Raw genomic sequence first — 17,530 nt, forward strand, 5'->3', positions numbered from 1 at the left:
CTGATATCCCGCTATGGCTACTCGTGAAGGCAGTCTCGAAGCACCGAAACGTCATCCTATCGACTGGAAGAATCTCGACTTCTATAACGAAACCAGCTTAAATCAGGAGATGGAACGTGTTTTCGATATTTGCCACGGCTGCCGCCGCTGTGTCAATCTTTGCACGGCATTTCCACGTTTGTTCGACCTGATTGACGAAAGCACCAGCGGGGAATTGGATAGCGTTAATAAACAACAATTTTGGGAAGTTGTCGATCGTTGCTATCTGTGCGACATGTGTTTCATGACCAAATGCCCCTATGTGCCGCCGCATGAATGGAACATTGACTTTCCGCATTTGATGCTGCGCGCCAAAGCGGTCAAATATAAAAAACAAGGCGCCGGTTTTCGCGACGAGCTGCTCTCCAGCACCGATTTAATGGGCAAACTGGCGACGATTCCCGTGGTGGTGCAAGCCGTTAACGCCATGAATAACACACCAGCTGTACGCAAAATCATGGATAGCACGCTGAGCATCCATGCCGACCGTAAATTGCCTGAATATACGGCGGATAAATTTCGCGCAAACGCTAAACCAAACGATACCTTCCCCGTTAAAGACGGTGCGCGCACGCCCGGCAAAGTCGCTATTTACGCCACCTGCTATGTCAACTACAACGAACCCGGCATCGGCCACGATTTACTAAAAATACTGGAACATAACGAAATTCCAGCGCGTTTAGTAGAAAAAGAAGCTTGTTGCGGCATGCCGAAACTAGAACTGGGTGACCTGGATGCCGTGGAAAAGCTCAAAAATGAAAATATTCCACACTTGTTGAAACTGGCGCAAGACGGCTACGCCATTCTCTCGGCCGTGCCTTCCTGCACGTTGATGTACAAACAGGAATTACCGCTCATGTTTCCGCATGACGCAGCAGTGCAAGCTGTCGCTGCCGCCATGTTTGATCCGTTTGAATACTTGGCTCTGAGAAATCAGGAGAATTTGCTTAAGACGGATTTCAAGAAACCGCTGGGTAACGTGGCCTACCATATTCCTTGCCACCAACGCGTGCAAAACTTCGGAAAAAAAACCCGGGATATTCTGCAACTCATTCCGGACACCACCGTCAACACGGTGGAACGCTGCTCAGGTCATGACGGCACCTGGGGCGTTAAAAGTGAACACTTTGCTGACTCGATGAAAATTGGCCGTCCGGTTTTCAAGCAAATGGCCGCATCAAATCCGGATTACATCAGCTCGGATTGCGCAATTGCCGCGCGCCATATTGAGCAAGGTATCGGCGAAAGCAAAGCACAGAAACTGCATCCGCTTACGTTACTTCGTTTGGCTTATGACCCTGATACCCCCGATAAACCAGCGGTTAGCGACGATCAACCCGGCAGCCACACTCCTTCACCAGGTGAAAAACAGATGACGACCACACTCACCCGCGAAAACCTCTTGACGCTGGAAGCCTATGCCAAAATCCGCAAAGACTTCCGCGCACAAATGATGACGCATAAGAAAATACGCAAAGTCCCGCTGGGGGAAAATATCACGCTGATTTTTGAAGATGCTCTGACGATCCGCTATCAAATCCAGGAGATGCTGCACGTTGAGCGTATTTTCCAGGAAGCGGAAATCGTCCATGAACTGGAGACCTATACACCGCTGATTCCAGATGGTCATAATTGGAAAGCCACGATGATGATCGAATACGCCGATCCGGTTGTCAGAGCCGCCAAACTGGCGACCTTAGTCGGCATCGAAGACAAGGTGTGGGTAAAAGTTGCCGGACATGCGCCGGTTTATGCCATTGCCGACGAAGACCTGGAGCGGGAAAATAGCGAAAAAACATCGTCCGTCCATTTCCTGCGCTTTGAACTTACCCCGGCAATGATTCAAGCACTGCATCAAAACGCAACATTGAGCATGGGCGTTGATCATCCGGCTTATCAGGCCGCAATTGATCCTGTCGCTGCCGATGTTCGCGCTTCGTTATTGAATGATTTAGCCACGGCATGAAATCCATCTTCATTGCGCTGATCTGCGCTTTGCTGCTGCTCGCCTGTGCTAAACCGCCATTTAAGGATGAGTTCGAGAGTGACAAACCCTGGGTTGAGCAAATGACGCACCTCCCCGCTTACCCCGAATTGAAGAATCTGCTGGCGTTTGACGCCGGTGCCGTGACGAGCAACCAATATTTGGTCGACACCACTTCCATCCGGATCGGTCAAGACGAGGTTATCCGCTTCACGTTGGTGGTTAAGTCATCGGCAGGCGCCATGAATGTCAGCTATGAAGGCATCCGCTGCGCTACCAGCGAGAGAAAACTCTATGCGCTCGGACGCGATGATAAAACTTGGACGAAACCCCGGGTATCGGAATGGCAAAAACTCGATTATGTCCGGCAATTTTATGCACAGCGCGAACTCTCCAAAAACATCTTTTGCCCGCATCAGCAAATTGTCAGCACTACCGAAGATGCCATTCAAGCACTGAAAGCAGGCATGCATCGAAGCATTTTCCGCTGATAAAAAATAAACTGCAGCTGCCAAAACTCAGTGTTTCCTCCCGGACACTGCTGTCCTATCTTCATTCATAAATTCATATCCATTAGAAATCAGAAATTTATTTTCCCCTATTGTTTTTGGGGGAATTAAAGCTCACACTCTGTGTGGGGGCATTCTATATGTCACCCCTCCTCTGGATCTCGTCGAGGATTAACCCGAGAAATCACTAGAATAAGGAAGAATCACATGAAAAAAAGCTTTAGCTTGATATTGCCGGGCGCAATAAGTCTGTTTCTCCTCAGTTTCAGTAGTTGGGTCAGCGCAGAAGCCGCGCCAGCCTTAAGTGAAGCGCGCACAGTCGCACAATATAATTACATCATCCATATTCTTGCCATGCTGCTGATCGGTTTCGGCTTTTTAATGGTTTTTGTACGCCGCTATGGGTTCGGGGCTGTAACAGGCACTTATTTGGTTGTCGCTGTCGGCTTGCCTTTATATATATTATTTCGCGCCAATGGTATTTTCGGCCATCAGCTTTCACCGCATTCGCTCGATGCGCTCCTGTATGCGGAGCTATCGGTTGCCACTGCATTGATCGCAATGGGAGCGGTACTGGGACGTTTGCGCGTTTTTCAATACGCCTTGCTCGCTTTACTCGTGGTCCCACTCTATTTAATCAACGAATGGCTGGTGCTTGACGATGCCATCGGCTATACCACCGGTTTTCAGGATTCCGCTGGCTCGATCGTGATTCATGCCTTCGGTGCTTATTTCGGGTTGAGTATGTCGCTGGTACTAACTACAGCTTACCAACGCAGCCAACCGATTGAATCGGATCACACATCGGATCGTTTCGCGATGCTCGGCTCCATGGTACTTTGGTTGTTCTGGCCGAGCTTTGCCACCGCCCTGGTGCCGCTGGAAAACATGCCGCAAACCGTAGCCAATACATTGCTGGCACTATGCGGCGCGACCATTGCCACCTATTTCCTCAGCAGCAAACTGCACGGCGGCAAAACATCCATGGTGGATATGGCGAATGCCGCGCTGGCGGGTGGTGTTGCCATCGGCTCCGTGTGTAATATCGTTTCGCCTACCGGCGCCTTTGGCATCGGTTTGCTGGCCGGTATCGTCTCCGTTCTGGGTTACGTTTTTCTGCAACCCAGGCTCGAATCACGCTTTAAACTGGTCGACACCTGCGGCGTGCACAACCTACACGGTATGCCAGGGTTACTGGGCGGATTGAGTGCTTTCCTGGTCGTACCGGATGTCGCCATCGCACAATTCAATGGTATCGTCATCACATTGGTCATTGCAATTTCTGGCGGATTGCTTGCCGGTGCAATCATTAAAGCAACCGGAACCACACGCGAACCGTACGAAGACAGTGTCGAATTCACCCATCTGGCCGGACCTGAAACGGAGAATCTGCCAGAGCTGCTGGAAACCCGGGTAGAAGCTTTGGAAAGTCATGCCTTGGCCGCTAAGCCGCAAATTCCCGCCGAATCATCCGAAACAAAAATACTCGTCGCAAGACTGGAGTCCCGTCTTCAGATTCTGGAAAACAAAGTTGCAGCCGGGCAAGCTCAGAACACCGGGGATAAACCGGAGCCTCAGATTTGATCTGCTTTTATAAAAACCCCGCCGACTAGGGCGGGGTTTTTATCGATTAACACGATCGATAGAACCCAAGTTCCTATGCATCTTTCTCGGCATCAGCAGAGCGATGCACATATGATTTGAATACCCTTGTACCCGGATAATAGGTCATTCCCCATTTAACCAAAGCTTCCAATACCGGACGCAAGTCTTCCCCTTTTTGCGTCAGCGCGTATTCATGTCTTACCGGCTTTTGTTGATAGGCATGCTGCACAATGATTCCAGCGGCTTCCAATTTTTTTAACCGGTCTGCCAATATATTGGTAGCGATCTGTTCCGGCGATGTTAGAAATTCTTGATAGCGCTTTTTACCCAGCAGCAAATCCCGGACAAGCAGCAGCGTCCATTTATCGCCCAGATTATCGAGCGCACACGCAACCGGACAACACGATCGCTCAAAGTCTGTCTGGTTTAAATTGTCTGCCATAAATTACCTGCTCACTCTAAAAATGACTCCACCCTATTAATGTACTTTATTGACTTGCAATTAACAAGCTTATAATATAGATTAACTTGCAATAAACAAGTTACCATCATATAAATGACATAAGGATAAAAAATGTTGAAACTGTATCAATTTGAACGCACTTGGGGCATTCCAAATTTAAGTCCTTTCTGCTGCAAAATAGAAACTTACTTGCGCATGGCCGGAATTGAACATGAAATTAAGCCCGCGTTGCCAATGCGTGCCCCCAAGGGAAAACTGCCGTACATCGAAGATAATGGCAGAAAGCTTGGCGATTCCCGTTTCATCATCGAGCATCTCAAATCCGCTTATGCCGATTTGGATACCGCATTGACCGCTGAAGAATTGGCCATATCCACTGCCATGCAGCGCTTACTGGAAGAGCATTTATTTTGGGTAGCGTTGTATTCACGCTGGCAATTTACCGATGAAAATTGGCAAGTCAACAAACAAGCCATCTTCGGTGCATTACCGCCCATCATCCGGGATATCGCAGCAAGCCACACACGTAAAAAAATTCGACAGCAGATTCATGGGCATGGCATGGGAAGGCATCAAACGGAAGAAATATTCGCATTGGGCAAACAGGATATTGACGCATTGGCGGCATATCTCGGCCACAAACCGTATTTCTTTGGCGACCGGCCGACGACATTGGACGCATCGGCATTCGGATTATTGATCAATATCAGCGGCTGCCCCATTGAATCTCCGCTTAAAGAACATGCATTAACCAAAGAAAATCTTGTCGCTTATATCGAGCGAATTACGCACAGTTTTTATCCGGATCTACAGCATCCATAAAGTGACAATCTGATGGTTACAAAAAGATCGTAATCTTATTGTTACCCGCTATTGATTTTTATGACGAGAATTTTCATAGCTCATTTCATCGCCGATGCGACTGCCGCTTTAATCAGCGGCGATATTTGTTAAATGTATCCATTCCAAAATACTCGCAACAATTAGTTCAAACGGGAGCCTCGGCTCCCGTTTTTCATTTCATGTTTCGTAACATTCAAATTCTGAGTAACCGCTTGAGCAGCCGGTGTTTGGGCTGTTTTTCTGACATTGCCACACAAACAGCGTGCAGCGAATCCGCTACGCCACCTTGTCAATTCGTAGTTAAAAATTGCCATCATCATCGATCCTTTAAAAAATTAATTTCATTTTTATGGGAATAATTCCCACAAACCATTTACGCGGAAAATTTTCCCACGTATAATGCTTTTTGTGTGGGAAATTATCACACGAAAAACTCAATTCAATGAGTGAAAAACAAAACTTCATGAAACTTACTTAAGGAAGATTAACAATGAAAACAAAAATGTTAAAAATTTCAACACTATTAGGTGCAACTGCAATTTTTTTTGCAACGTCACTCGCTGCAGCTGATGCAAACGCTGCGGGCATTCGCATCAAATGCGAGAAAAAATCAAACCGCTCTTCAATTTCGGTGGATGGACGGAACCTGACACCAGGCAGTTACTCGGCAGTCGTCAAATCGGGTGACAATAAAGCCGTCGCTGAACTTAAATCGAGTACGGGCGACGAAGTTGAGTTTGATTTCGATAGTGATAAGGGTGATATCGTTGCGGGTGCTGTCGCTATCAGCCCTATTTTCATCCAAGGTGGCAAAGTAACCGGTCAGATCAAAGATGCTGACGGATTTATCATTATCGAAGGCACAAGCTCTTGCCGTGTGCGCTAGAAATAAACTAAGTAATCGACATCACTCGCAATGATCAAAACAGTTCCGTGCTACTTTTGCCCTCCGGTAGCTTCGGAACTGCCCTTCACCTGCCTTCGCAGATTATGCTTGCACACTTTCCCATAACTTCTGTAACCGTTTAACGGACACCGGAAACGGCGTTTTCAACTCCTGCGCAAACAGTGAAATGCGTAATTCCTCAATCTGCCAGCGGAATTCATCGAGATTGTCATTCTGATGGCTTATTTTCTGATGCTTCTCGCAATGTTGCAGATACTGCCGCCAGAGTGGCGTGATTTCGGCGCTATTGCGCTCGTCACGCTCGGGATTGCCCGTTAATTTTTCCAGACGTAACGCCATCCCTTTCAAATAACGTGGAAATTGCTGCAAGCGCTGCCACGCCGTTTTACTGAGAAATCCAGGATAAATCAGCTTTCCAAGCTGTTCATCCAATTCCGATTTGACGCGATCGTTTCGTGTTGACGCTAATCGTCCCAGCACGAGCTGATATTCACTACCAATTTGTTGCAACAAACGGGCAAGCGCTGCGGTGACTTCCGGTAGACGGCTTCTTGCCCGCTGGCCGTGCGCGGCAAATTCAGCCGCTGTGCGCGGTAGCGGATCATCATGCAGCAACGCGCGATCCACGATGGCATCGAGCATATCCTGCTTCAGATCGCCTGGATTGATCCGGGTTACCAGCTGCACGCTGGCTTGCTTTAATCCTGGCAAGTTCTTTTCTATCTGTTTGAGCTGGTCTTTCAGCGTCAAACACAATAACCGTCTGACACCCAAGCGCATCGCGCTGTCCGCAGCCTGCCGCGTATCAAACAGCCGGATAGCGGCATTGTCCGTTTTATCGATCAGCGCCGGATAACCGGTTAATGGTTGCCCGTTTCTTTTAAACGGCACCTCCACCGGCAAATCGCCAAAATCCCATTGCGTGATAGCATCGCGTTCAATACCAATGTCATCGGTCCCGGCATCGCGCTTTACAAAAGTCATCTGCGCCGCTTTGCCAAGCTGTGTTTGCAATTCGGCGAGATTACGGCTCATGGCCAGCTCTTGCCCGGCATCGTCCAGCACACGAATATTCATCAGCAAATGTGACGGCATATCGGTGATCTGCCAGGTTTCTGCCGGAACTGTCAATGAAGTCTTTTGCACAATAAATTTTTCCAACGCCTCCTGTAATGACATTTGCTGCCAGGGGCGGGTTTGAAGATCCAGGAATCCGGTAACCGATTCCGGCAATGGCACGAGAATACGGCGGATTTGCTTCGGCAGCGCTTTCAAATACCAGGTAATTTTTTCACGGATCAGACCGGGAACCAGATAATCCAGTTGTTTGGTATCCAAACGATTCAGCAGCGGCAACGGCACGGAAACCGTCACGCCATCGAGCACATGGCCGGGATCAAACCGGTATGTGAGCGGTAAAACACTGCCATCCGGCAGCGTCATCGTTTCCGGGAACTGCACTTCGGTGATATGACCGGCTTGATGGCGCATCAGCAATTCGCGCTGTAGATAGAGCAAATGCGCATCGCTTTGCTCGGCCTGCTTACGCCATTTTTCAAATCCCGCGCCGTTGGTTATATTTGCCGGAACGATGGCATCGTAAAAAGCGAAAATTTCCTGCTCATCGACCAATACATCCTGCCGCCGCGCTTTGTGTTCCAGCGCTTCGATTTCTTCAATCAGTGCTTGGTTATGCGCAAAAAAAGGCGCTTGCGTGACATATTCACCCGCCACCAGCGCCGAACGGATGAAAATCTCGCGTGATTCCTTGGGATTGATCGAGCCGTAGTGAACCGGCCGTTTCTGGACAATGACAAGACCATACAACGTCACGCGCTCGTAAACTATCACTTGCGCCTGTTTCTTTTCCCAATGCGGGTCAAAATAGTGTTTCTTGCACAAATTAGCGGCGATTCTCTCCAGCCACTGCGGCTCGATTTTGGCGGCGCAGCGTGCATACAGCTTGCTGGTTTCAACCAATTCGGCGGCGACTACCCATTTGGCTTTGCCTTTCTTTAACACCGAGCCGGGAAAAATCGCGAACTTGATACCGCGCGCGCCCAGATATTCTCCTTCCTTCTCGGTTTTAAAACCAATATTACCGAGCAAACCGGGTAATAATGCGCGATGGATTTCATCGTAACCCGCCGGTATTTCATTCGGTTTAAAACCCAGCTCGGTCATCAGCACATGCAACTGCCCATGAACCTCGCGCCATTCGCGCAAACGGCGGTACGACAGAAAATGCTCGCGGCATTGCGCCATCAGTTTCTTGCCGGATTTTTTGTGTTTCAGCAGATCATCGAAGAAATCCCACAATTTCAAATACGCCAGAAAATCCGAGCGTTCGTCCTGAAAACGGCGATGCGCATTATCGGCAGCCGCTTGCTGTTCAAATGGGCGGTCACGCGGATCTTGCAGACTCAATGCGGAAGCAATAATTAATATCTCATGCAGACAATTTTCCTGCTTTGCCGCCAGAATCATGCGGGCAATCTTGGGATCAATCGGAAACTTAGCCAACCGCCAGCCGATGTCGGTTAAATTGCGGCTGTCGTCAACCGCACCAAGTTCCGCCAACAACTGATAACCGTCGGCAATCATGCGCGGCGACGGCGGTTCGAGAAACGGAAAATCCTCGACATCGCCGATTTTCAGCGACTTCATACGCAGAATCACCGAAGCCAGCGACGAGCGTAGGATTTCCGGATCGGTAAACGCCGTTCGCCCCTGAAAATCCTGTTCGGAATACAGCCGGATGCACACCCCATTCGCCACCCGGCCGCAGCGTCCGGCGCGCTGATTGGCCGATGCCTGCGAGATTTTTTCCACCAGCAATTGCTCAACCTTGTTGCGGTAGCTGTAGCGGTTGATACGCGCCAATCCGGTATCGATCACATAATGAATCCCCGGCACGGTCAGCGACGTTTCCGCCACGTTGGTCGCCAATACGATGCGGCGCGCGCCGTCCGGTTGAAACACCCGCTCCTGCTCGGCCACCGACAACCGGGCGAATAGCGGCAAGATTTCGATACTCGAATGAAAACGGTGAAACGAATGCTTGCGCAAGGTTTCGGCGGTTTCGCGGATCTCGCGCTCGCCCGGCAGAAACACCAGAATATCGCCGGAACCCAGTGCCATCAACTCATCGGCTGCATGAATAATGGCGCGCTGCATATCGCCGTCTTCTTCATCGTCCACAAGCGGCGGGTGATAATAAATATCCACCGGATAAAGCCTGCCGCTCACCTCAATCACCGGCGCATCGTTGAAATGCCGGGAAAAACGCTGCGCATCGATAGTCGCGGAAGTCACGATCAGCTTCAGATCCGGCCGCTTCGGCAGCAATTGCTTGAGGTAACCGAGCAGGAAATCAATATTCAGACTGCGCTCGTGCGCTTCGTCGATGATCAGCGTATCGTAAGCCTGCAACAGCGGATCGCCCTGCGTCTCCGCCAACAGAATACCGTCGGTCATCAGTTTGATGTAACTATCCGCGCCGATCTTGTCGGTAAAGCGCACTTTGTAACCGACCGCCTGCCCCAACGGACTATTCAACTCCGCCGCAATCCGCCCCGCCACCGTCCGCGCCGCAATCCGCCGCGGCTGCGTATGCCCGATCAAACCATGCACTCCGCGCTTCAACTCCAGGCAGATTTTTGGGATTTGCGTAGTCTTACCCGACCCGGTTTCACCGCAAATGATCACGACTTGGTGATTTTCAATCGCTTGCTTGATTTCCTCGCGACGGGTGTTGACTGGCAGATCTTCCGCATACGTTGGATGGGGAAGATGAGCAAGCCGCTTAGCAATGACTTCGGGGGAGAGTTTTTTCATAGAAATATTCGGAATCAGATCAATATGATTAATTTTTATAAATGACCTGGAAGACTCGCGATAACTTTACAACGCTAATTCAAAACATGCCTTAAACTGTGCGGTTATATCTTATTTTCTCACGAACTTAATCGAGCAATTTTTTAACCGGTTGCATTGTCGTATTGACTTATAAAACTTGGCTTATTTAATTGACTAATTGATATTAAAATACATGATGATAATCCAACATAGCTTCAATTATACGACATCATCTACAGGATTATTGGACAGAATGTCCTATATATTACGTTAGGCAACGCAAAGGAATCTCTCATGGACCGAGGAATTCATCCGCACTACCGAATCTTCTATTCGTTGAGCATGGCGTTCTGCACGAAGTCTGCTGTTCGCTCCATCGAGGTCCTAAACGATGTATTTGAACACTTCGCCAACGCAGACACGCCAGACACTGAGAAAGACATTGACGTTCAATCAATGCTAGATGAGCTTCAGAACGTCGTTGTACAAGGCGCCGCAGTAGCGAGGTACTTCTGGCCAATACGCGATAGTCAACAAATCCATGTAAACCGTGCGGAAGCACTGCGCAAAGAATTTGGCATCACAGATGACAATCCATTACGCGTATGCAAGCCACTTCGCGATGCAATGGAGCACTTTGACGAGCGTCTGGATAAGTACTTAGCAAGAGGTGTAGTTGGTCACATTTTTCCCCATTACTTTGGTTACGACGGTAAGAGGAATGGGGTGCCGCTGCATTTTTTCCGTGCATACTTCATTGATTCGGGCGTCTTCGAAATGCTTGGCGAACGATTCGAAATTGAACCTCTTGCCAACGAACTCATCCGACTGAATGGCTTGCTAAGCGAAAAATCATGATACATACGCCGTGCGATCCTCGTCACCTAACTTGTCGGTCAAGCGGACACCAATACTTGTTGGCAAGTATTGGTGTCTTCCGTGCTGTGCACTCCGGTACAGCTCACCTTGGGCGTTATACGTCCCAACATCACGAGTCGCATTAAATGCCACTATCCGAATTTGAACGAGAAAGAATCGAGAAGCTCTTTGGCGAATATTGCCGGAGTAAGGTCCCGCCCCATGTTCGAAACCAGATCCGAATCGAATACAAAATTAGAGGAAGTGAAGTAAAACTGTTTGAGTGTCGTCCGCGCTATGACGACCCTTCAATCTGGACCGAAATGCCAGTCGCTCGGTTCAAGAAAGACGAGAAGAAAAATACATGGTTTTTATATTGCGCAGACCGTAATAGCAAATGGCATCTTTTCGAGTCCAACGCCGAGAACAAAGACATTGAAAAACTGCTGACCGAGGTCGAACGTGACACCACGGGAATATTCTGGGGTTGAAGTGCCGTATAACCCGTAAGGCAGAAACCAAAGGTATTCTGCCGCATGTAACGCTGCGCTTGTAGATTGCAGTAACGCCAGAAACTCCAACATTCACTGGAATTGAAATTGCTCCCTTTTATGCGGTCATATTTTGTTCTGTTTCAAAGAAGCGATCCCAAACGAAAACAATCAAATCGGCATCGAGAAAACAGATCACAAATTATTGTTACCCAAGGAATCCCTGAAGAATCGGGTTTACACTACCTCCAAAGACGACTCGCTACTACAGCACTCATTAAATTTCATCATGATCATTTTTCTCGTGCGCTTCAGCAATAAATTATTTGATTGATAGTAATTTCCTATTGTTACCGGTTTCAATCGGTATCGTTAGCGTAATCCAAGCATTCCAGCCTTCTGGTCTATTCTCGGCATCAAATTCCTTATAACCTCTGAGGTTCAAATGGTATTCCTGCCTGACCGCCAAGCACGGAATCGGAAAAGGTGTATGTTGGTGTGATAAATAGCAGATTGGTACGGGCACTTATACCTGTTTCGATTCTGCCGCCAATCTCGAAATTCTTGCCTGTGGCTGTACTCGTGGAAGCGTGGTGGTAAGTAAACGAAAGAGACCAGCCCGGCTTGGTCAGTGTAGCGGCGAGACTGCCAAATTGCCCTGGTAGCCAAAAACTCGCACCGCCCTCATCGGCTTGTGTATCTGGAGATGCGGTTGCACATGCAAATGCAAATGCAAATGCAAATGCAAATGCAAATGCAAATGCTATCATTGGTGCAAAAATGAACGATATGATTCTGTTTCGTCTCAAAGTATTAACAAAAATCGAAAACCGACCCATTTGTAAAAGTGCACACAATCTAAATTTGCCCTAACTGGTTAAACATGTTAGGCATATCAAATTGGAGGAATATTAAAAATGAAAATAGATAGTTAATTCTATTCTAGTCCCAACTACCTAGTGTGTCTTTTCAGGTTGAGTGGAATTATGTACCGCACTGTATATGACAATTTTTGAAAGAGATAACTTTATGATAGAAAATTCTGATATTTATAATTTACTACTAGCCACTGATCTCAGCAGTCGATGTGATCGCGCATCAGACCGTGCGGCGCAATTGGCCCAAGCCTGGAGCGCTAAATTACTAGTGCTACATGCAATAGATCCTACCTATGCTGTTCGCTATGCGAAGATGACGCAAGAGCTACCTTCGTGGCGACATCCAGAAGATTACCGGACAGTTGCGGCACGTCGATTGAGTATGGATTTGGCGTCCGATAATATAGACGCTGAAGTATGCGTGACTGAAGGCATTCCCTACGAAGTCGTGCTCGAGGCCGCACGCCGGGAAAATAGCAATCTAGTGGTCACTGGTCTGGGACGCGATGAATCTCTCGCTCGTACTCAATTCGGCAGCACCCTCGACAAACTACTGCAAGAACTACCGGTTCCACTAATGATCGTGCGTCGCCGGGTACGAGGCCCCTATCGGCATGTGGTAGTAGCGACAGATTTTTCGCCAGCATCGCAGCCAGCTTTAGAGACTGCAATACGTTGGTTTAGTGATGCACAACTAACGTTGTTCCACGCTTATGAGGGTGCCGGTTTGGGAGGAGATATACTGGCGAATGAAGCATGGAAGACCATTGCCAACGATCAGTGCGATAGCTTTCTTGCCGAAATGGCACTTGAACCATCAGTTTTGCATCGCCTTCATCGTGTAATTGACAGAGGCCATCCGGAAGTACTACTGTGCGATTACGTAAGTCACAAGGAGATCGACCTTGTAGTGCTCGGTACACATGGCCGAAGTGGATTTTTTAAAACGATGCTCGGAAGTACAGCCGAGAATCTATTGCATCTTCTGGAATGCGATACCATGGTCGTGCGGGGCAGGTAACTTGCTACAAGATAAGCTGGAGAATATTCATTTCATGATTTGATGGTGTTAAGACGCAGGCGGATCTGTTTCTCGGTTTCAAGGATGGCAAATAGCGCGACACCAATCCCGATGACCAGCAAGCCATCCAGAAACGGTATTGCTTCCGTGCCGAATATTGTCTGTAGAGGCGGCAGGTAGGTAATGGCCAATTGTGCTACGGTAACGACAATTACTGACATCCACACCATTTTGGTGCCGCGCACCGCTTTCCAGGTGAGCGATGTGCCGTATATATTGCGAATAAAGAACAAAGTGAATATTTCCATTGCCACCAGCGTATTCACCGCGAGGGTGCGGGCCAATTCTATGCTGTAGCCCCGGTCAGTCGCATAGGAATAAATGCCATATACACCGCAAAGACACAAGATGGATACCAACAGTATGTACCACACACCAGCTCACCACCCAGCAGCGGTTCTCCTCTTGGGCGCGGCGGATGGCGCATGGTGTTTTCCTCGGTCGGTTCGAAAGCGAGCGCAATACCTAATGTAATGGCGGTAATCAGATTAATCCATAAAATCTGAATCGGGGTTATCGGCAGCGTCATACCGAGCAATAACGCCACTATGATGATCATCGCTTCCCCAGCGTTGGTGGGCAATGTCCAACTGATGACTTTTTTGATGTTGTCATAGACCGTTCGCCCTTCGCGCACGGCGCTGGCAATGGAAGCGAAATTGTCATCCGCCAGCACGAGCTCGGCTGCTTCCTTGGCAGCTTCGCTGCCTTTCTTGCCAATAAGCTTTGTTCAATGGCTCCACATTCCCGTCCGCAACGCTTTGAGTTTCGCACATGGCAAGAATCTGCTCCGGCGCACCTTTGATGGACACAAATGCGCGGTGTTCATGGTCATGATTCAGCGTTGCCATGAAACGGTGTTTGGCATCAAAAGGAATGGCGTCGGTGCGCGTCCAGGCTGCCTGTTCCTTTCGAATTTCAATGCCTATTTTACTGGCAAAGGCTAGCAACGCACCCTCCACCGGATCGCCTTCCACCGTCCACACACCCTCATGATCATGCAGTGCTGCGTCATTACACAGGGTTGCAGCGCGTGCGAGCTCTTCCAGAACAGTATATTCGGCGGGAGAAATTTCGGTATTTTCCAGCAATAGTGTTCCCTGCGGCTCATAGCCTATGCCTTGCAATGTAAAGAGATGTTGATGCGTTAGCACCGAGGAAACCATCATCTCATTGCGGGTCAGTGTGCCGGTTTTATCGGTGCAAATCACCGAAACGGAACCGATGGTTTCAATCGCAGGCAATCGCCGTACAATGGCATTGCGTCGTGCCATCGACTGCACACCCACCGCCAGCGTGATAGTTAGTACCGCGGGTAAGCCTTCTGGAATCGCCGCAACCGAAAGTCCCACCACTGCCATAAACATCTCAGTAAACTCATGATGGCCGACAAAATAACCATAACCAAGCAAAAACGTGGCAATTAACAGAATGAAGATGGTCAGCCACTGAGCGAATGCCCCCATCTGTTTTACCAGTGGCGTGGTCAGTGTTTCCACTTCCGACAGCAAGCCGCTGATGCGCCCGATCTCGGTGGAAGTACCAGTGGCCACCACCACGCCTTTGCCTTGACCGGAGGTGATCAACGTACCGGAAAACGCAATACAGGAACGATCACCTAACGGCGCATCGAAGGGAACTGGCTCGGTATGCTTCTCTACCGGCACGGATTCGCCGGTAAGAATCGCCTCTTGAATCTGCAAACCGTGTGTTTTCAGCAGCCGCAGATCGGCGGGAACCTTATCACCTGCTTCAAGCAGCACAATATCACCGGGCACAAGTTTTTCTCCCTCAATACTATGACGCTCACCGCTACGAAGTACCGAGGCATGGGGCGCCAGCATTTGACGAATAGCATCCATCGCCTTTTCTGCTTTTCCCTCCTGAATGAAGCCGATGATTGCGTTGGCTAGCACCACCGCCAGAATGACGAAAGTATCTATCCAATGGTCCAGAACTGCCGTGATGACTGCGGAACCGAGCAGTACATAAATTAGGATATTGTGGAATTGCAGCAGGAAACGCATGATGTCGCTGCGTTTTGGCGGATCCAGCAGGCGGTTAGGTCCATGACTGTTCAAAAGCGCCTCGGCTTCGTGCCAAGTCAGTCCTGCTGACGTTGTGTCCAGTTTTTCTAATACCGAATCAATGCAGATGTTGTGCCAAGCTGGTTGTGTTCTTTTTGTTTTTATTTCCCGCATTATTGTCCACCATAGTCAATAATATAAAACATAAGATTATTCCCAGGCATAGATCACCCCTACCAAGCCTTACCATTGCTTAACCCGGTTTCGACGCGACTACTTGACGAGCAGCAACGGCTTTTCGGTGAGGTGAATAACCTTGCTCGCCACTGATCCGAGCAGCAGATTCTTTATCGTACCCATGCCGCGCGTACCCATCACGATCAAATCACAGTGATACTCACGCGACAAGTCAATAATGACTTCGGCCGGATTCCCTGTGCGCACATGCACATCAAACGGAATACCTGCACTCTCGAGGCGAGCTTTTGCGGGCGTCAGTAATGCCATCCCCGCTTCTTCACGCGCCTTCTTGATGCTCAGTATATCTAAAAGCGGATCTTCATTAAAAACCACTTCGTTCATTTGAACTGGCTCGCACACATTGAGTAGATGCACATGTAGCTTACTTGTATCCAGTGTATCCACTATCTCATCTATAGCACGCATCGCGTTTTCTGAGCCATCGAAAGCAATCAGAGTAATAGTCATGACGAGATCTCTCTAATAGTTGTGATCAAATAAATTGAAACTTTAACGCACATTTCTCGGCCATGCTATCAATTATTTATCTTAAGAATGCCTTTCATGACTATTGTTTAGTAGTCTTACGGACTGACTGTCATCTTTATTTGGACAGCAAAGAATCATTGCAATGGAATGCAAGAACCGCGAAGCGGCAATTTTCTAGACCTGACACTATTTTTTTACAAAAAAGAATTCATAAAATGCATTGATGAGTATTTGTAAATTTTATGTGAATAATTTGTGAATATATTGTGAACTTTTAATTAAGCTTGGACTCCGAATGAATTCAGAAGCTTTATTATTAATTTTTTTGGAGTGCTAAAAATGAGTAAGAATGATGTCAGTCATAACACAACGATTGCCCTTAGTTTGGCTTTGATATGTGTTTTAGCTTCAGTCAGTTTGATTGTATTTGAAGGGATGAGTACCAGTATCCTGTTTTTTACGGGGTATCTGGTAATAGCTGCGGTTAGCAGCGCTTTTAAAGATAAAAAATACTATTCGCGTAGAGCTTGGGGTTGAGTTATATCAACTAAGATTCGACCAATATTATTTTTTAATATTGGTCTTTTTTTTATTCATAAGTTTTAAAGTTAGTTTTTATTTTCCAGAACGTCTTCTTTAAGTGATTCAGCTTCTTTCTGCATGACATTTTGAAATAATTCGGAACCGATCAACCGATCCAGCCATGCGATCAAATGATGATAGCGAGAGGCATAAAACCAATCCCGATTGACATTGGAAAACTGCCGGATGAATGGGAAGACAGCCATATCGGCCAGTGTATAGCGGCCACATATTAGATAACCATCTTTGCTCAGGCGTATGTCCAGTTCCGCTAGAAACGGTTCGGCTTGTTCGCGGTAATAAGCCTCAGAGTGTTGTGGGAAGCGCACGGCATATTTATACAGGTCGAGCGCCGGTTTAAACGTTTCGTCATTTTGCTTGATCAGTGCTGCGATCTCAGCCGTAACTGCCTGATCGTCATCCAGCCAATGCTCGGGATCATGGATCGAAAGCGCCCACCGCATGATATCCAGGCTTTGCTCAAGCACGCTACCATCGGCGAATCTTAGAACCGGCACGGTGCCTTTCGGTGAACACTCCAGCATTTCTTTGGGTTTGGCGCGCAGACTGACTTCGTGTTGATCGACTTCAACGCCGCTGACCGTGATCGCCAACCGGGCGCGAATAGCAAAGGGACAACGGCGGAATGTATACAGCAACGGTTTCATTGTGCGTT

The 17,530-nt window shown here is 48.3% G+C and carries 17 protein-coding genes; 9 read left to right on the forward strand and 8 right to left on the reverse strand.

The window, feature by feature from the left end:
* Window positions 1-13: 13 nt before the first annotated feature.
* From BLU57_RS16840 to BLU57_RS09435, 3 genes are all read left to right on the forward strand, one after another.
* A complete protein-coding gene (locus BLU57_RS16840; protein ID WP_090319724.1) occupies window positions 14-2,005 on the forward strand; it encodes a DUF3501 family protein in 1,992 nt (663 codons plus the stop codon).
* A complete protein-coding gene (locus BLU57_RS09430) occupies window positions 2,002-2,514 on the forward strand; it encodes a CNP1-like family protein (RefSeq protein ID WP_090319727.1) in 513 nt (170 codons plus the stop codon). Before BLU57_RS16840 ends, BLU57_RS09430 begins: the two co-directional genes overlap by 4 nt.
* Window positions 2,515-2,739: 225 nt before the next feature.
* Window positions 2,740-4,116: an ammonium transporter gene (locus BLU57_RS09435; protein ID WP_090319730.1), complete on the forward strand. Its 1,377-nt coding sequence runs from the start codon at window positions 2,740-2,742 to the stop codon at window positions 4,114-4,116.
* Window positions 4,117-4,189: 73 nt separating this feature from the next.
* On the opposite strand, the gene BLU57_RS09440 is transcribed toward BLU57_RS09435, so the two are convergent.
* On the reverse strand, window positions 4,190-4,579 hold the full coding sequence (locus tag BLU57_RS09440; RefSeq protein WP_090319733.1) for a winged helix-turn-helix transcriptional regulator: 390 nt from the start codon (window positions 4,577-4,579) through the stop codon (window positions 4,190-4,192).
* Between the two features lie 132 nt (window positions 4,580-4,711).
* Here BLU57_RS09440 and BLU57_RS09445 point away from each other — a divergent pair, with 132 nt between their 5' ends.
* Both BLU57_RS09445 and BLU57_RS09450 read left to right on the forward strand, forming a co-directional pair.
* Window positions 4,712-5,422, forward strand: a complete 711-nt coding sequence (locus BLU57_RS09445) for a glutathione S-transferase family protein (RefSeq protein ID WP_090319736.1) — start codon at window positions 4,712-4,714, stop codon at window positions 5,420-5,422.
* A gap of 511 nt (window positions 5,423-5,933) precedes the next feature.
* Entirely contained in the window at window positions 5,934-6,329 is a 396-nt protein-coding gene (locus BLU57_RS09450; RefSeq protein ID WP_090319740.1) for a hypothetical protein, read from the forward strand.
* Between the two features lie 102 nt (window positions 6,330-6,431).
* Here BLU57_RS09450 and hrpA read toward each other — a convergent pair whose 3' ends face one another.
* Window positions 6,432-10,187, reverse strand: a complete 3,756-nt coding sequence (gene hrpA / locus BLU57_RS09455) for an ATP-dependent RNA helicase HrpA (RefSeq protein ID WP_090319743.1) — start codon at window positions 10,185-10,187, stop codon at window positions 6,432-6,434.
* 315 nt (window positions 10,188-10,502) lie between these two features.
* Between hrpA and BLU57_RS09460 the strand changes: the two genes are divergently transcribed.
* The gene (locus BLU57_RS09460) at window positions 10,503-11,066 is read left to right on the forward strand and encodes a hypothetical protein (protein WP_143026956.1); all 564 of its coding nucleotides are present in this window, start codon (window positions 10,503-10,505) and stop codon (window positions 11,064-11,066) included.
* Between the two features lie 146 nt (window positions 11,067-11,212).
* Entirely contained in the window at window positions 11,213-11,557 is a 345-nt protein-coding gene (locus tag BLU57_RS09465) for a DUF3024 domain-containing protein (protein WP_090319748.1), read from the forward strand.
* A gap of 425 nt (window positions 11,558-11,982) precedes the next feature.
* On the opposite strand, the gene BLU57_RS09475 is transcribed toward BLU57_RS09465, so the two are convergent.
* Window positions 11,983-12,396: a transporter family protein gene (locus BLU57_RS09475; RefSeq protein WP_176776405.1), complete on the reverse strand. Its 414-nt coding sequence runs from the start codon at window positions 12,394-12,396 to the stop codon at window positions 11,983-11,985.
* Window positions 12,397-12,559: 163 nt separating this feature from the next.
* Here BLU57_RS09475 and BLU57_RS09480 point away from each other — a divergent pair, with 163 nt between their 5' ends.
* Complete coding sequence (locus BLU57_RS09480) at window positions 12,560-13,456, forward strand: universal stress protein (RefSeq protein ID WP_090319754.1); 897 nt, start codon at window positions 12,560-12,562, stop codon at window positions 13,454-13,456.
* 32 nt (window positions 13,457-13,488) lie between these two features.
* Here the strand turns inward: BLU57_RS09480 and BLU57_RS16560 are convergent, their stop codons facing one another.
* The 4 genes from BLU57_RS16560 to BLU57_RS09490 all read right to left on the reverse strand — a co-directional run bounded on the left by BLU57_RS16560 (window position 13,489) and on the right by BLU57_RS09490 (window position 16,251).
* A complete protein-coding gene (locus BLU57_RS16560; RefSeq protein ID WP_371113159.1) occupies window positions 13,489-13,800 on the reverse strand; it encodes a cation transporting ATPase C-terminal domain-containing protein in 312 nt (103 codons plus the stop codon).
* A 2-nt stretch (window positions 13,801-13,802) separates the two neighbouring features.
* Window positions 13,803-14,192: a cation transporting ATPase C-terminal domain-containing protein gene (locus BLU57_RS16565; RefSeq protein ID WP_256206227.1), complete on the reverse strand. Its 390-nt coding sequence runs from the start codon at window positions 14,190-14,192 to the stop codon at window positions 13,803-13,805.
* Window positions 14,179-15,717 carry a cation-translocating P-type ATPase gene (locus BLU57_RS09485; protein WP_256206228.1) on the reverse strand — a complete coding sequence of 513 codons (1,539 nt, stop codon included), beginning with the start codon at window positions 15,715-15,717 and terminating at the stop codon, window positions 14,179-14,181. The genes BLU57_RS16565 and BLU57_RS09485 overlap by 14 nt, the downstream gene beginning before the upstream one ends.
* A 99-nt stretch (window positions 15,718-15,816) precedes the next feature.
* Entirely contained in the window at window positions 15,817-16,251 is a 435-nt protein-coding gene (locus BLU57_RS09490; RefSeq protein WP_090319757.1) for a universal stress protein, read from the reverse strand.
* Window positions 16,252-16,611: 360 nt separating this feature from the next.
* Between BLU57_RS09490 and BLU57_RS09495 the strand changes: the two genes are divergently transcribed.
* Window positions 16,612-16,809 carry a hypothetical protein gene (locus tag BLU57_RS09495; protein ID WP_090319760.1) on the forward strand — a complete coding sequence of 66 codons (198 nt, stop codon included), beginning with the start codon at window positions 16,612-16,614 and terminating at the stop codon, window positions 16,807-16,809.
* A 71-nt stretch (window positions 16,810-16,880) separates the two neighbouring features.
* Here BLU57_RS09495 and BLU57_RS09500 read toward each other — a convergent pair whose 3' ends face one another.
* Window positions 16,881-17,522: a glutathione S-transferase gene (locus BLU57_RS09500; RefSeq protein WP_090319762.1), complete on the reverse strand. Its 642-nt coding sequence runs from the start codon at window positions 17,520-17,522 to the stop codon at window positions 16,881-16,883.
* Between the last annotated feature and the right edge of the window lie 8 nt (window positions 17,523-17,530).

Source organism: Nitrosomonas oligotropha (genome assembly GCF_900106555.1).
Taxonomy (GTDB): domain Bacteria; phylum Pseudomonadota; class Gammaproteobacteria; order Burkholderiales; family Nitrosomonadaceae; genus Nitrosomonas; species Nitrosomonas oligotropha_A.

Bases quoted from the DNA above. Each gene is read 5' to 3' on its own strand.
- BLU57_RS09435 (WP_090319730.1), top strand. From the start codon at position 2,740: ATGAAAAAAAGCTTTAGCTTGATATTGCCGGGCGCAATAAGTCTGTTT.
- BLU57_RS09440 (WP_090319733.1), bottom strand. From the start codon at position 4,579: ATGGCAGACAATTTAAACCAGACAGACTTTGAGCGATCGTGTTGTCCG.
- BLU57_RS09450 (WP_090319740.1), top strand. From the start codon at position 5,934: ATGAAAACAAAAATGTTAAAAATTTCAACACTATTAGGTGCAACTGCA.
- BLU57_RS09475 (WP_176776405.1), bottom strand. From the start codon at position 12,396: ATGGGTCGGTTTTCGATTTTTGTTAATACTTTGAGACGAAACAGAATC.
- hrpA (WP_090319743.1), bottom strand. From the start codon at position 10,187: ATGAAAAAACTCTCCCCCGAAGTCATTGCTAAGCGGCTTGCTCATCTT.
- BLU57_RS09430 (WP_090319727.1), top strand. From the start codon at position 2,002: ATGAAATCCATCTTCATTGCGCTGATCTGCGCTTTGCTGCTGCTCGCC.
- BLU57_RS09500 (WP_090319762.1), bottom strand. From the start codon at position 17,522: ATGAAACCGTTGCTGTATACATTCCGCCGTTGTCCCTTTGCTATTCGC.
- BLU57_RS09495 (WP_090319760.1), top strand. From the start codon at position 16,612: ATGAGTAAGAATGATGTCAGTCATAACACAACGATTGCCCTTAGTTTG.
- BLU57_RS09465 (WP_090319748.1), top strand. From the start codon at position 11,213: ATGCCACTATCCGAATTTGAACGAGAAAGAATCGAGAAGCTCTTTGGC.
- BLU57_RS09480 (WP_090319754.1), top strand. From the start codon at position 12,560: ATGACAATTTTTGAAAGAGATAACTTTATGATAGAAAATTCTGATATT.
- BLU57_RS09490 (WP_090319757.1), bottom strand. From the start codon at position 16,251: ATGACTATTACTCTGATTGCTTTCGATGGCTCAGAAAACGCGATGCGT.
- BLU57_RS09485 (WP_256206228.1), bottom strand. From the start codon at position 15,717: ATGCGGGAAATAAAAACAAAAAGAACACAACCAGCTTGGCACAACATC.
- BLU57_RS09445 (WP_090319736.1), top strand. From the start codon at position 4,712: ATGTTGAAACTGTATCAATTTGAACGCACTTGGGGCATTCCAAATTTA.
- BLU57_RS09460 (WP_143026956.1), top strand. From the start codon at position 10,503: ATGGACCGAGGAATTCATCCGCACTACCGAATCTTCTATTCGTTGAGC.
- BLU57_RS16840 (WP_090319724.1), top strand. From the start codon at position 14: ATGGCTACTCGTGAAGGCAGTCTCGAAGCACCGAAACGTCATCCTATC.